Source organism: Mariprofundus aestuarium (assembly GCF_002795805.1).
GTDB lineage: Bacteria > Pseudomonadota > Zetaproteobacteria > Mariprofundales > Mariprofundaceae > Mariprofundus > Mariprofundus aestuarium.
In genome coordinates, this window is record NZ_CP018799.1 from 1,599,399 (window position 1) to 1,611,789 (window position 12,391).

A 12,391-nucleotide genomic window follows, 5' to 3' on the forward strand; every position below is an offset into this window, starting at 1 on the left:
TATCAATAAGAATGAATTTCTACACTCTTCTGTGTTGTAAAACCGGCATCGATTTACGTATCCGATTCAGCTTCTCCATGGAGAGATCGGCAATGATCACGCCCTCACCTTCAGGTAGTTCCGCAACAATCTCCCCCCACGGATCAATCACCATACTGTGCCCCCACGTCTCTCTACCATCGGCATGTTTCCCGAACTGTGCAGAAGCAATCAGATAGCACTGGTTTTCGATTGCCCGGGCACGCAACAGCGGTTCCCAATGCGCAGAACCAGTGACTGCAGTGAAGGCGGCAACATTGCAGAGTATCCTGCATCCGGCACGCGCGTGAAGCCGGTATAACTCAGGAAAGCGAAGATCATAGCAGATGCTTAAACCGATGCGCCAAGCATCAAGGTCTATCGTTAACGGCTGCGAACCCGGCTCAATCAAGCCCGACTCATGATAGCTCTGCCCCAGATAATCCATATCAAAAAGATGGATCTTGTCGTACACAGCAAGCAACTTACCACTGGCATTAAATACTGGAGAGCTATTGCGAAGCAGTCCGTGATTACCCTTGAGTAGCAAACTGCCACCAATAATCGCCATATCATGTTTTACAGCCTGATCTGAGAGAAACCTTAAAATCGGTGAATTCTGCTCATCCTCGGCAGCCTCTCGTTTCTCCTGCTCATCGCCACCCATATGGGCGAAGTTCTCAGGCAGCACAGCAAGCTCCACTCCCTCACCCGCAGCCTCAGCCAGAAGCTCTCCGACCTTCATTAAATTCTTACTGACGTCGCGAACGGAATTAAGCTGGATGGCGGCGACCCGCATTGAATCAGACATAACGCTTACTCAGTCGCAAAGCGCCCAATCCCCTTTAAAACACCCAGGTTGGCCTGACTACTGAGCACCGGCACCAGCTTTTCATCACAGGCACTCATCAATGTCATCATTCCCGGCCCATGGCCTCCCAGCGGGGAGTCAGAATGAATCACCACGCCAATTGTGACCGCTCCCTTACGGTAGGTACGCCCGTAACGATTATCGTGATCAAGCACTGCAACAAAATCACCGAAACGAATTCTATTCATGCCGTTCTCGTTCACTGTATCCTCATCATGGCAGAGGATGTCGTAATCACCGGTAGTCACCGAAAGCGCACCAATACCCGAGCCCATCGCATGCCCCGGAACAATCACATTCACCGGCACTTCAATCTTGCCATCTTCACGTTCAACAAGCCCCCACCCCTCCAGCACATCGGGATCCAGACTGTAGATATAGACATCAGGATGATCGATGAGCTTCAATCCCTGGCCATAGCCCTTAACCAGAAACTTGTCGTCACAGGTCAGCTTATCCAGCGTAACATCGGGGAAATCGAGCATCAGGTGCTCAACACCGCCATGGTGACCGAGCACCGTTCCCTTCGCGCCCTTCGCTGCACCGGAAATCACGGTCGCCTCGTTGCCACAGCAGGCCAGAAACTGGTATCCTGACTCACATTTTCTGTTTTTATGGCTCATCGTCGTGGAGACGCCCGGCTCGATATGCTCTCCGGCCCAGCCGAATACCGAATCACCGATCTTCACGTTATAGGTAATGCCGCCTGTCGACGGCCAGGCGAAAACTTCACCTGCCGCCCCCACCTCGAACGGCGCCCACTGATGCGCCGGAGCAACAGCCCCCTGCACTGCGGTTTTGACTAACTGTTCACGATTGTTTTTCAGGCTCATAAATTTCCCTTTGGTACAAACTAAATCCTATTATTAACGAAATATCTGTTTTTAATCAATCACCGTCGGCTTTAATTAACTGCAGAAACTGCAGAAACTGCAGCCGCGAAATCTCGCGCGCACCGAGACTTTGTAAATGCGCGGTGTGAAATTGGCAGTCAATCAGCTTCCAGCCATCGCGCAACGCCTGGCCACACAGCGCTGCCAATGCAATCTTAGAGGCATCTATCTTGCGGCTAAACATCGACTCGGCAAAAAAGACACTGTTGCACAACACGCCGTAAAGACCACCGACCAGCTCATCGCCATCCCACACCTCCACCGAATGCGCATGCTTCTCTTCAAACATCCTACGATAGGCTTCCATCATCTCAGGCAGAATCCAGGTCCCGTCCCCTCCCTTACGCTGGATTTCGGCACACAGCTTGATAACATCGGTGAATGCCTCATCGAGTGTAACAGTATACAACCCCTGCCGCATTCGGCGCGCCAGCCTTTTCGAGCAGTGAAACTCAGCGGGAAAGAGAACCATACGCGGATCTGGCGACCACCATAGAATCGGCTGATTCTCGGAATACCACGGAAATATACCCTTCGCATATGCCGCCAGCAGCGTGTCCGGTTCAAGGTTGCCACCGGCAGCCAGCAACCCATCTTCATCGGCCTGTGATGGATCAGGAAACTCAATCATAGTCTCGAACCTATATCAGACGTTGATTTCACCGCCACCTTTACCGCTTTGCCACGTTCTGAGTGAAAAGATTCAGACATAACAATCGAAGGCCACACCAACCTCAATATGTACGGTTTATAGTGCGAACAACTATCCTGCTTCCTTGGCATCAAGGATCTGCCTGATCAGTTGCGATAAACTTTCGACAGTAAATGGTTTGTTGATAATTTCTTGGCCGGACAGATCTTGCTTCTCATCAAGGAAGGAGCCTCTGTCATACCCTGTGGCAAAAACAATTGGAAGGTGCCCACCCAGCTGCTTGATCCTCTTGGCTGCATCAATTCCACCCAGAACAGGCATGACAACATCAAGAATTACCAAGGCGAGCTCATTCATGTTGTGTTCAAACAAGCGCACAGCCTCTTCACCATTTCGGGCGGCAACAACTCGGTAGCCGAGCTCATTCAAAACGCTTTCGTACATTTCCAAAACCAACGCTTCGTCATCAGCAACCAGAATCAACTCGTTTTGACCTGCTGCTACCTGTTGTGGTCGAACTCGCTCCGCCTCTGTTGCGGACTCAACAAGAGGCAGGTAGATGGTAAATGTCGTTCCTCCACCGGGAACACTATCTACTTCTATCGCGCCCTTGTGCCCCTCAATGGCACCATAAACCATCGCCAGTCCAAGCCCGGTCCCTTTGCCAACTCCTTTGGTGGTAAAAAATGGGTCGAATATCTTAGATACCAGCACTTCAGGGATGCCTTCGCCATTATCACTCACCATCAGGCAGGCGAACCGTTTTCCTTTGCAGTCAGGATGTCGCTGCCTGAAGGAAGCATCGCTGATGTATGGCTTGAGAGTACAGGATATTTTCCCGCCCTTGATACCCTCCAGTGCATCTTTTGCATTGTTGATGAGGTTCATTATGACCTGCTGCAACTGGGTTGGGTCGCCATGGATGTAGAGCTCTTCAGATGGCGTCTCACAGCTTCTTTCAATGTTTTCCGGAACAGCTGTTGAAGCCAGCTTCGCGGCCTCCTTCAGAAATGGTGTTAATGGGAAATCACTCATTTCCACCTGTTCTTTGCGGGCAAAGGTCAACAGCTGTTTGATCATTCCTGCGGCACGCATACTGATCCTGTCGATAGATTCGATATTCGCCAATAGCTTTTGGTCACCTTTAATGCGGGACTTGGCCATATAGGCATTGCCCACAATGCCTGCAAGCATGTTATTAAAATCATGGGCAATGCCGCCCACAAGCACACCAATGGCTTCCATCTTCTGCGACTGAAGGAACTGCTCCTCAAGCCTCTTGTATTCGCTCATATCCTGCTGCAGCGAGACAAAATGTGTGATATTACCGCTATCGTCATGAATTGGCGCCACAGTCAACAGTGCCGGGTAGAAACTGCCATCTTTACGGCGGTCAATCAGCGTCCCCTGCCAGACCTCTCCACGTAGAATCGTATCCCATAGATCCTTGTAGAATGCCGGGTCCTGAGCTGAACTTTTGAGAATGGCCGGGGTTTTTCCTATAACCTCTTTTACACTGTAGCCTGTGATCGCCGCAAAGGCTGGATTTGCATATTCGATGATGGCATCCCTGTCTGTGATCACTGCAGCCTCACCTGCATGCTCCATAGCCTGAAATAACATCTTGAGTCGTTTTTCGGCCTCTTTTCGCTCAGTGATATCGCTAACCACGCCACTCCACAGGCTTCCAGATTCGTCCATTGTTGTGAGGTCGGATTCAATCTGTATCCAGCGTGTTTTTCCGCAGACGATAAAACGGCCTTCCCAGCGAAAAGGCTTATTACTTACCTTTGCTTCGTTGTTGGCTCGGATCAGGTTATCTAGGTCATCATGGTGAGCGGCGGAAAAGGCGATGCTGGCATCATGCAGTACCGCATCTGCATCAAGACCAAGTATCTTACAAAACACAGGACTAATATACTCAAAACCCATCGAATCATCGGCATGGAAGCGGAAGAGATAGACACCAACTGGAATGGATTTCACCAGATTGTCATAGCGGGACATGCTCTCGCCCAGCTTGATCTTTTCGGAATGAAGCTCAGCGGTTCGCTGTTCTACCATCTCTGCAATTTCCGTTGTTTTTCGAGACGAAATCCAGAGGTATCCTGCCAGCATACACGACAGCAACAACACAAGCCCCACACTTTGCAGGGCAGTAAAACTCTGATGTTGCTTCAGGAAGGCAGGTGCAGCTTCGAATCGGACATGCCACTTGTGTTCGCCAGCCACGATGATCTTCTCTGTGCTGATCCCTGTTTTCAGGGCCTGATCCTTTCCGGAACGCGTACGTGACAAATGGAAGTAAAAAGGCATTTTTTGAGGGTCTGATGCATCTCTCAGATAATAATCGACTGCAGCAGTAGGCATGTTTCTGAGTGACTCATCAATTAAAGGTGCCACATTCCATTCACTAACGACAAAACCAAGCAGGGCATCTCTTCGTCCTGCCGGGTTATCGACTTCACTGTTTTTATATACAGGCGAGAAGATAATCAGCACATGGTGGTCATCACCTTCAGGATAGATATCTACCCGGTGATGCCCAGTATCCATGGCCATCAGCATATGCTGCCAACGACTTGGAATTGGGAGAAGCTCCGGCTTGAACCAGTTCTCTCTTTTTTGGTCAGCCATCAACAGTTGATAATCAAAATCACGGTATTTAGGTGCACGATGATTGTTTGAATCTGCTGACTCCAAACGGGGAAGCCATGCCAACAGTCGCACTTCTGGATTTTTCGGGTCAGAGACTCCTGCTAAAGCACCAATTTCAGCACTTGCCAGTTCATCGACTTGTTCAACCACCAGCTCATGGCGAACAACTGCAACAACATGATCCGCAGTTTCAAACACATGATCCAGTACGTTCTTGATTGCCGATGTTCTGGTGTCTGCCCGATATTCAAACGTTTGTTGAAAGTGGGCATTCTCCCAGCTTTTAACCTGATCAAACACCAGAAGCGATAGAATCGCCCCTATCACCAATGGCCAAATGAGTGCCTGAAACTTCACAAATCTTCCCATAATATCCAATTTAGCACTGAGATAGAAGATATGCCAGCGAATGAGTGCTTATGCCCCGTTGGCAACCATTCAATACTGGGCCTTATCGGGAACAGCTTTCCTCCTAGCAAGAGAACCATCCCGTGAGAGAGGCGAAACCTACAACTGCTTCAAAAACAAAATAAATAGCGCCCCATCATCCGAATTATTATATTAGACTATTCGAATGCTTTAATGATAGAGTTGTCATTCTTGAATCTCCCCGGAGGATATTATGGCCGATCTAAATAACGTCAGCCCACATGAACAATTCAAACAAGAGGATTCAGAAGTCCGCCAAAAGATAGCTAAAGCACATCGCAATCAAACCATTACGTGGACGCTAAGTGTGCTTCTGGCAGCAATACTCTTTGGGGGGCTGGCTTTCGCCCACTTAAAGCATCTGGCAACCCTTACAGGGATGGCAGATGACCTATCGCTGATCCTGATGACTGTAACGATTCTGGTTACAACCGGTTATGTTGTCTTTATCTTCTTCTATTTTGGTACCGTACGCAGAATTTACCATGCACACAGCGTCATCCATCAGCGCTTGAAAGATCAGGTACATCCTGATGAACATCCCAAATTCTCATGGCACAGTTATTTCAGAAAAGAAGGTACTGAATCCCGCAACAGTGGCTTTGGCGTTATCTTTGCCATCACCACGAAGGTTGCCATCCTTTTTGCGGCCATTCTCATTCTCCAATTCGGCTGGATGCACATGATGGCCGTCAGTGGGCATGAACTACAAACCGAACATTACGCCTACCTTGGTCTTATTGACCTGACCCTGTTTTCCAGCCTTGTCCTATTTATTGTCGTCCTGCTTGCCGTGCGAATTGGTGCGCTGGGAAAGAGAGGCGAAGAACATAAGTTTGCCAAAGAGCATCATCCGCCGGAGGATCCGAACAGAGCCAGATAAAGCTTCAGCCTTGCTGTAACAAACCTCGGATATAGTCTTCTGACTTCAAAACAAGCCATACAGCAGGCTGGACGAGGTTTTAATGAACGAAGCTACGATTTCCACTGAACATGAGCAGTTTCTCGAAGAGCACACGCAGATCCGGGAAAAGGTGCTCCGCCTGAAGCGGATAAAAAACGTCATCTGGCTCATGCTCTGGTTGCCGTCCATCGCTCTGGCTTCATTCATAGCCTACAACCACACCACGATGGAGCCTCAGTCCCTAGCAGAATTCGCCATCCCGCTGTTGAAGTGGGGTGGCTTGGTCTGCACGATCATCTATCTTGCCTATATCGTGCTGCACGTCCCCGTGGTTCGCGCCATATATCAGGCTAAAAGTGTTGTTTTCCCTCGTTACAATTCAGCAGTGACAGAGAAAGAGAAAAAATCATTCCAGTGGCACTCCTACTTCTCCAGGAAGGAAAGCAATATCCCAAGTGGTATAAGTGTTGCATTTATTCTGGGTGCAAAAGTCACGACCCTCTTCCTGCTAATCATCTTTTATCAATTCTCATGGATCCACGCACTTGGCCAAATTGGTGAAGAGTTAAATAATGAGCACTACTCGTTCATGGGTTTTATTGACTTTGCCCTCTTTTCATCTCTGGTTCTTTTCGCCGTTGTACTGATATTCACCCGCGTTTCCTCACTGGCAGGAAAAAAAGGGTGAACTCCTTGCTGCAATGATGTGCAGGCGGCAGTCTGCGCCGCCATGTCATCGCTCTCATTTGAAATTGTCGCCAACGACGAAAATGGCTATGCCCGTGCAGGCCGTATGCAACTGCCACATGGCCTTGTGGAAACCCCTGTTTTCATGCCGGTCGGAACTCAGGCAACCGTAAAAAGCCTCACACCTGCAGACCTTACCGACGATATTCAGGCCAGTATCATTCTGGGAAACACCTACCACCTGATGCTGCGCCCCGGTGCTGACCTGGTGGAGAAGATGGGTGGACTGCATAAATTCATGGCGTGGAATAGACCGATCCTTACCGACTCAGGTGGTTTTCAGGTCTGGTCGCTTGGTGAGCTGCGTAAGATAGAGGCGCATGGCGTACGCTTCCGCTCCCATATCGATGGCCGCGAAGTGTTTCTCGGGCCCAAAGAGAGCATGGATATCCAGCGAAAACTCGGCAGTGATATTGTTATGGCTTTCGATGAGTGCACCCCCTACCCGGCCACATTCAAGGAGGCTAACGACTCCATGCAGCTCTCCATGCGCTGGGCATCTGAATGCCGCGAGCACCTGCCCGTAAACGACACACAGGCGCTTTTTGGCATTGTGCAGGGGGGCATGTACCCTGAACTGCGCCTGGAGAGCTTAAAGGCGATTTCAGAGATCGATTTTGAGGGCATTGCTATTGGTGGTCTTTCGGTCGGCGAGCCTAAAGAGGAGATGATGGCGATGATGGATGCACTGGCTCCACACTTGCCGAAAGAGAAGCCACATTATGTCATGGGCGTTGGCACACCCGATGACCTGATTGAAGGCATCGACCGCGGCATCGACATGTTCGACTGCGTTATGCCGACCAGAAATGCACGCAACGGCACCCTTTTTACCGATGACGGCAAGATCAACATCAAAAACCTCAAACATGCCGAGGATAAGCGTCCGATCATGGAATCGTGTAACTGCTACACCTGCAAGAACTTTTCACGCGCCTACCTGCGCCATCTCTATATGGCCAAGGAGATTTTAAGTTCGAGGTTGAATACCTTGCACAATCTTCACTACTATTGCGATCTCATGTCTCGGGCTAGAAATGCATTGGTTGAGGGGAATTGGCCCGAATTCCGTGACAATTTTTTACAACGCTACCGCAGTGAAGCATAATCACTGCCGATTTAACTCAGGAGTTACAGCATCATGAAAACAGTTTTTTCTCTCTCTTTCGCATCCATTGCAGCTGCGATGGGCATCATTACCCCGGCTTTTGCTGAAGCAGGCACTGCGGAGGGCGGCTTTGCCTCGTTGATTCCACTGCTGCTGATCATGGTGATTTTCTATTTCCTGCTGATCCGTCCGCAGCAGAAGAAGCTAAAAGAGCACCGCGGCATGGTCGATTCGCTTAGTAAGGGCGACAAGGTCATGACCGGTGGTGGTGTTTATGGCAAGGTTACTGCCGTAAAGGATGACACCCTGAAAGTGGAGATCGCCGAGGGCGTGGTTATTACAGTCAAACGTGACACTGTCGCCGGACTTGCTGAAACAGCACCCGCAAAAGAAAAATCTGATAAAGCATAAGGATCTGATTCATGCATAGCTTTCCACGCTGGAAATACGGGCTCATTTTAACCGTACTTGTAGTCTCCCTGATGGGAGCCCTACCCAACTTCACCACACCTCCGTCCTGGTGGCCATCTGCTCTGAGCAATCCTATGTCCCTGGGCCTTGACCTGAAAGGCGGCATACATTTAGTTCTGGATGTTGATGTGGATAAAGCCGTCTCGCACAGTGTTGAAGGGGATATCGACACGGCCAGACAGGTCCTGCGCAAGGATCGTATCCGTTACTCCAAGCTGGCCAGCGATGGCAGCAGCTTGACCATCGTCATCAAGGAAGCTGCGGATGCGGATGCAGCAGCTAAAATTCTGGCAGAGAACTTCTCTACCTATGACATCACCAATCCAGCCGCCGACACCTTTGTTCTGAATCTAAAACCGGCAAGTGACAAAGAGATTCGAAAATTCGCCGTTGATCAGTCAATTGAAGTCATTCGTGGCCGCATTGATGCACTGGGCACGACAGAGCCGGTTATCGTCAAGCAGGGTGAACGTCGAATTCTGGTCCAGATTCCAGGTTATGAAGACACAACCCATGCCAAGCAGTTGATCGGCCGTACCGCCCAGTTGGAATTCAAACTGGTCGATGAGAAGGGTGACCTCGAAAAAGCGCTCTCCGGTCGTATTCCACCGGGTGATATCATCATGTATGCCCCGGAGCAGACCCGGAATGGTAAGAGCTTCCGCCAGCCATACCTGCTGAAAAAGCATACCGAGCTTTCCGGCAATGAGATTGCCGATGCACGCGTCTCCATCGACTCACGTTTCAATGAGTATGCTGTCACACTAAAATTCAACAGCAAGGGAGCACGGAAATTCGACAAGCTGACAGCAGCACATGTCGGTGAACGTTTTGCCATCATTCTTGAAGGAACCGTCAACTCCGCACCTGTGATCCGCGAACGCATCGCCGGTGGCTCAGCCCAGATTACCGGCAGCTTCTCACCTGAAGAGGCACGCGATCTGGCTATTGTACTGCGTGCAGGTGCCCTGCCCGCTCCTGTAAAGGTCGTGGAGGAACGCTCCATCGGCCCGAGCCTCGGTCAGGACTCAATCGACCAGGGGTTGAACTCTATTATTATTGGCTCGATTCTGGTGCTCATCTTCATGGGGATTTACTATCGTATGTTCGGTATGGTTGCCAACGTAGCACTGGCATTCAATATGCTGCTGATCCTAGCTGCCATGAGCATTATCGGTGGCACGATGACCCTGCCGGGTATTGCCGGCATCGTACTGACAATCGGCATGGCCGTAGACGCCAATGTACTGATCTTCGAGCGTATTCGTGAAGAACTGGCTCTTGGTAAAACACCGCTGGCAGCCATTGACGGCGGTTACGACAAGGCTTTCTCAACCATTGTTGATGCTAACATCACCACCCTGATCGCCGCGATCGTGCTGTTCCAGTTTGGATCCGGCCCCGTGAAGGGATTCGCCGTGACCCTCTCTGTTGGTATTCTGGCATCCATGTTCACCGCCATAACCGTTACACGCGCCATTATTGCACTCTCGACCGCCAAGCGCGCTCGTCTCGAAAAGCTGAGCATCTGAGGTTATTGATATGCAACTTATTCCTTCCAGCCTCCACATCGACTTTATCGGCAAGCGCAAATTTGCCCTGATCATATCAGCTGTCATGATCCTTGTTTCTCTGGGAGCTCTGGCTACCAAGGGACTGAATTTCGGCATCGACTTTACCGGCGGCACGCTGGTCGAGGTGAAATTCGACAAGCCTCCAGCCATTGTCGATGTGCGTGAAGCAATCTCACCAAAAGGTTTCGGAAATGCCGTAATCCAGGAGTTCGGTTCTCCTGAAGAGATCATGATCCGCGTTCAGAACAAGGATGCGGAAAACTCATCGGTTATCAGCTCTGCGATTCTTGATAGCCTGAGCGAAAAGTTCGGTGCCGATGCCATTGAGATGCGCCGTATCGAGTTCGTAGGCCCACAGGTAGGTGAAGAACTGACCCGAGCTGGCATTATGGCAGTATTGATCTCGATGCTGGCCATCCTGATCTACGTCACCTTCCGTTTTGAGTTCCGCTTTGCGCTCGGTGCCGATGCCGCCCTACTTCACGATATCACTATCGTTCTTGGCCTGTTCGCCCTCACCGGCAAGGAGTTCTCGTTGCCGGTCATTGCAGCCCTGCTGACTGTGATCGGTTACTCGCTGAATGATACAATTGTGGTTTTCGACCGCATCCGCGAAAACTTTGCCGCCAACCGCAAACGCAAGAATCCGAATGAAGAGAACGGTGTTGTGAACGACTCGATCAACCAGACACTATCCCGCACCCTGATGACCTCGGTTACCACCCTGCTGGTGGTGCTGGCCCTCTTTTTCTTGGGTGGCGAAGTGATTCATGATTTCGCCTTTGCGCTGATTGCAGGCATCTTCGTGGGCACCTACTCCTCTATCTATGTCGCCTCACCGGTAATGCTGTCGCTCTCAGGCCGCTTTAAATCCAATGAAGACGAAATAAAAGAGATGGAGGCAAGACCCTGATTGCCTGTTTCGATTGCTGCGACGGTAAGGAAGGGGTTCTGATCCATGAAAGGTGATATTTCGCCTCAACTTCCAGGTGGAACCCTGCTATTCACCGGCTATGAAAACGATCAGATCAGCATCAATCGCAAGCCTTACCAGAGTGGCCTCTACATTCATGACAATGTGGTCACTGCTCCATGGGGTCCTGCACGCTTAAGTGAACTCACAGCAGATCAGCTCTCACCGCTTCTGGAGCCTGCGCCAGAGGTACTGATACTTGGAACCGGTCGTCAAACCGCATTCCCTTCTGCCGAAATCATGGAGTTTGTCAGCAGTAGAAAAATCGGCCTTGAGTGCATGGATAGCCGTTCGGCTGCTCGCACCTATAATATCCTGATCGAGGAAGGACGCACCGTTTCAGCAGCCCTGCTGCTTCCCAATGCCCGGAGATAAGATGGCAACCTTTGAACTCTCAATCCAGACCCATTTTTCCGCAGCTCACAGCCTGCGCGACTATCCTGGTGACTGTGCGCGCCTGCATGGCCATAACTGGCATGTAAAACTCTACGTGGAATGTGAAGAGCTTGATGAGCTGGGACTGGGTATTGATTACAAAATAATGAAAACAGAACTGAAAGCGGCTCTGGAACCATGGGATCACTACAACCTGAATGATGTAGCGCCGTTTGATAGCATCAACCCATCCAGCGAAAATGTAGCACGCGAACTCTACAATGAGATGAGCGCCCGCCTTGATGATGATCGCGTTCGGGTTTCACGCGTCGAAATCTCTGAAACCTGCACTGCTAAGGTTACCTACCGTCCATAAGCAAAACGTGGGCCACAATGGACCCACGTTTATTGTTTCAAAAATGTACTGGCTGAGTTAAGCCTGGCACTCACTACGGTACAGGCATGGCGTGACCGCGCAGTTTGAAATGCGAGTGAAGCAATCTGTGTTGCCTTCAGCGATCTGGATGGCGTGAATCAGTTCAGGTTTACGAAGCTTAGCGCCCCCTTTCAAGCCGATCTCCGCAGCTTTCTCAAGCAGATCTTTTTTGGTTATTGTTTTCTTTGCAGACATGTTTTTTACATCCTAATTTTATATTTGAATTGGCGCGAACCATAGCGACGGCAAAGTTTCTGGCAAGTAAAACACACAACTTCTCTA

Annotated in this window: 13 protein-coding genes; 8 read left to right on the top strand and 5 right to left on the bottom strand. The window is 50.2% G+C overall.

Annotated features, from left to right (window positions below; genetic code table 11):
* Positions 1-19: 19 nt before the first annotated feature.
* The 4 genes from Ga0123461_RS07805 to Ga0123461_RS07820 all read right to left on the bottom strand — a co-directional run bounded on the left by Ga0123461_RS07805 (position 20) and on the right by Ga0123461_RS07820 (position 5,461).
* Complete coding sequence (locus tag Ga0123461_RS07805) at positions 20-829, bottom strand: carbon-nitrogen hydrolase family protein (RefSeq protein ID WP_198507029.1); 810 nt, start codon at positions 827-829, stop codon at positions 20-22.
* 5 nt (positions 830-834) lie between these two features.
* Complete coding sequence (locus Ga0123461_RS07810) at positions 835-1,722, bottom strand: DUF4438 domain-containing protein (RefSeq protein ID WP_100277818.1); 888 nt, start codon at positions 1,720-1,722, stop codon at positions 835-837.
* 55 nt (positions 1,723-1,777) lie between these two features.
* A complete protein-coding gene (aat, locus tag Ga0123461_RS07815) occupies positions 1,778-2,413 on the bottom strand; it encodes a leucyl/phenylalanyl-tRNA--protein transferase (RefSeq protein ID WP_100277819.1) in 636 nt (211 codons plus the stop codon).
* Between the two features lie 132 nt (positions 2,414-2,545).
* Positions 2,546-5,461, bottom strand: a complete 2,916-nt coding sequence (locus tag Ga0123461_RS07820) for a PAS domain S-box protein (protein WP_100277820.1) — start codon at positions 5,459-5,461, stop codon at positions 2,546-2,548.
* A gap of 253 nt (positions 5,462-5,714) precedes the next feature.
* On the opposite strand from Ga0123461_RS07820, the gene Ga0123461_RS07825 reads away from it, so the two are divergent.
* From Ga0123461_RS07825 to queD, 8 genes are all read left to right on the top strand, one after another.
* Positions 5,715-6,404 carry a hypothetical protein gene (locus Ga0123461_RS07825; RefSeq protein ID WP_100277821.1) on the top strand — a complete coding sequence of 230 codons (690 nt, stop codon included), beginning with the start codon at positions 5,715-5,717 and terminating at the stop codon, positions 6,402-6,404.
* An 82-nt stretch (positions 6,405-6,486) separates the two neighbouring features.
* Complete coding sequence (locus Ga0123461_RS07830) at positions 6,487-7,113, top strand: hypothetical protein (RefSeq protein ID WP_100277822.1); 627 nt, start codon at positions 6,487-6,489, stop codon at positions 7,111-7,113.
* Positions 7,114-7,155: 42 nt separating this feature from the next.
* The gene (gene tgt, locus Ga0123461_RS07835) at positions 7,156-8,280 is read left to right on the top strand and encodes a tRNA guanosine(34) transglycosylase Tgt (protein ID WP_100277823.1); all 1,125 of its coding nucleotides are present in this window, start codon (positions 7,156-7,158) and stop codon (positions 8,278-8,280) included.
* 33 nt (positions 8,281-8,313) lie between these two features.
* Entirely contained in the window at positions 8,314-8,691 is a 378-nt protein-coding gene (gene yajC, locus Ga0123461_RS07840; protein WP_100277824.1) for a preprotein translocase subunit YajC, read from the top strand.
* 11 nt (positions 8,692-8,702) lie between these two features.
* Positions 8,703-10,283, top strand: coding sequence for a protein translocase subunit SecD (gene secD, locus Ga0123461_RS07845; RefSeq protein WP_100277825.1), 1,581 nt, complete (start codon positions 8,703-8,705; stop codon positions 10,281-10,283).
* Between the two features lie 10 nt (positions 10,284-10,293).
* On the top strand, positions 10,294-11,238 hold the full coding sequence (secF, locus tag Ga0123461_RS07850) for a protein translocase subunit SecF (RefSeq protein ID WP_100277826.1): 945 nt from the start codon (positions 10,294-10,296) through the stop codon (positions 11,236-11,238).
* Positions 11,239-11,283: 45 nt separating this feature from the next.
* Positions 11,284-11,673 (top strand): Mth938-like domain-containing protein, encoded by a 390-nt coding sequence (locus Ga0123461_RS07855; protein ID WP_100277827.1) that lies wholly within the window; start codon positions 11,284-11,286, stop codon positions 11,671-11,673.
* A 1-nt stretch (position 11,674) separates the two neighbouring features.
* Positions 11,675-12,049: a 6-carboxytetrahydropterin synthase QueD gene (gene queD / locus Ga0123461_RS07860; protein ID WP_100277828.1), complete on the top strand. Its 375-nt coding sequence runs from the start codon at positions 11,675-11,677 to the stop codon at positions 12,047-12,049.
* A gap of 57 nt (positions 12,050-12,106) precedes the next feature.
* Here queD and Ga0123461_RS07865 read toward each other — a convergent pair whose 3' ends face one another.
* Positions 12,107-12,304: a hypothetical protein gene (locus Ga0123461_RS07865; protein ID WP_100277829.1), complete on the bottom strand. Its 198-nt coding sequence runs from the start codon at positions 12,302-12,304 to the stop codon at positions 12,107-12,109.
* Positions 12,305-12,391 lie beyond the last annotated feature (87 nt).

Coding starts and splice junctions, on each gene's coding strand:
- tgt (WP_100277823.1), top strand. CDS start 7,156: ATGTCATCGCTCTCATTTGAAATTGTCGCCAACGACGAAAATGGCTAT.
- queD (WP_100277828.1), top strand. CDS start 11,675: ATGGCAACCTTTGAACTCTCAATCCAGACCCATTTTTCCGCAGCTCAC.
- Ga0123461_RS07825 (WP_100277821.1), top strand. CDS start 5,715: ATGGCCGATCTAAATAACGTCAGCCCACATGAACAATTCAAACAAGAG.
- Ga0123461_RS07855 (WP_100277827.1), top strand. CDS start 11,284: ATGAAAGGTGATATTTCGCCTCAACTTCCAGGTGGAACCCTGCTATTC.
- secF (WP_100277826.1), top strand. CDS start 10,294: ATGCAACTTATTCCTTCCAGCCTCCACATCGACTTTATCGGCAAGCGC.
- Ga0123461_RS07810 (WP_100277818.1), bottom strand. CDS start 1,722: ATGAGCCTGAAAAACAATCGTGAACAGTTAGTCAAAACCGCAGTGCAG.
- Ga0123461_RS07805 (WP_198507029.1), bottom strand. CDS start 829: ATGTCTGATTCAATGCGGGTCGCCGCCATCCAGCTTAATTCCGTTCGC.
- Ga0123461_RS07830 (WP_100277822.1), top strand. CDS start 6,487: ATGAACGAAGCTACGATTTCCACTGAACATGAGCAGTTTCTCGAAGAG.
- aat (WP_100277819.1), bottom strand. CDS start 2,413: ATGATTGAGTTTCCTGATCCATCACAGGCCGATGAAGATGGGTTGCTG.
- Ga0123461_RS07820 (WP_100277820.1), bottom strand. CDS start 5,461: ATGGGAAGATTTGTGAAGTTTCAGGCACTCATTTGGCCATTGGTGATA.
- Ga0123461_RS07865 (WP_100277829.1), bottom strand. CDS start 12,304: ATGTCTGCAAAGAAAACAATAACCAAAAAAGATCTGCTTGAGAAAGCT.
- secD (WP_100277825.1), top strand. CDS start 8,703: ATGCATAGCTTTCCACGCTGGAAATACGGGCTCATTTTAACCGTACTT.
- yajC (WP_100277824.1), top strand. CDS start 8,314: ATGAAAACAGTTTTTTCTCTCTCTTTCGCATCCATTGCAGCTGCGATG.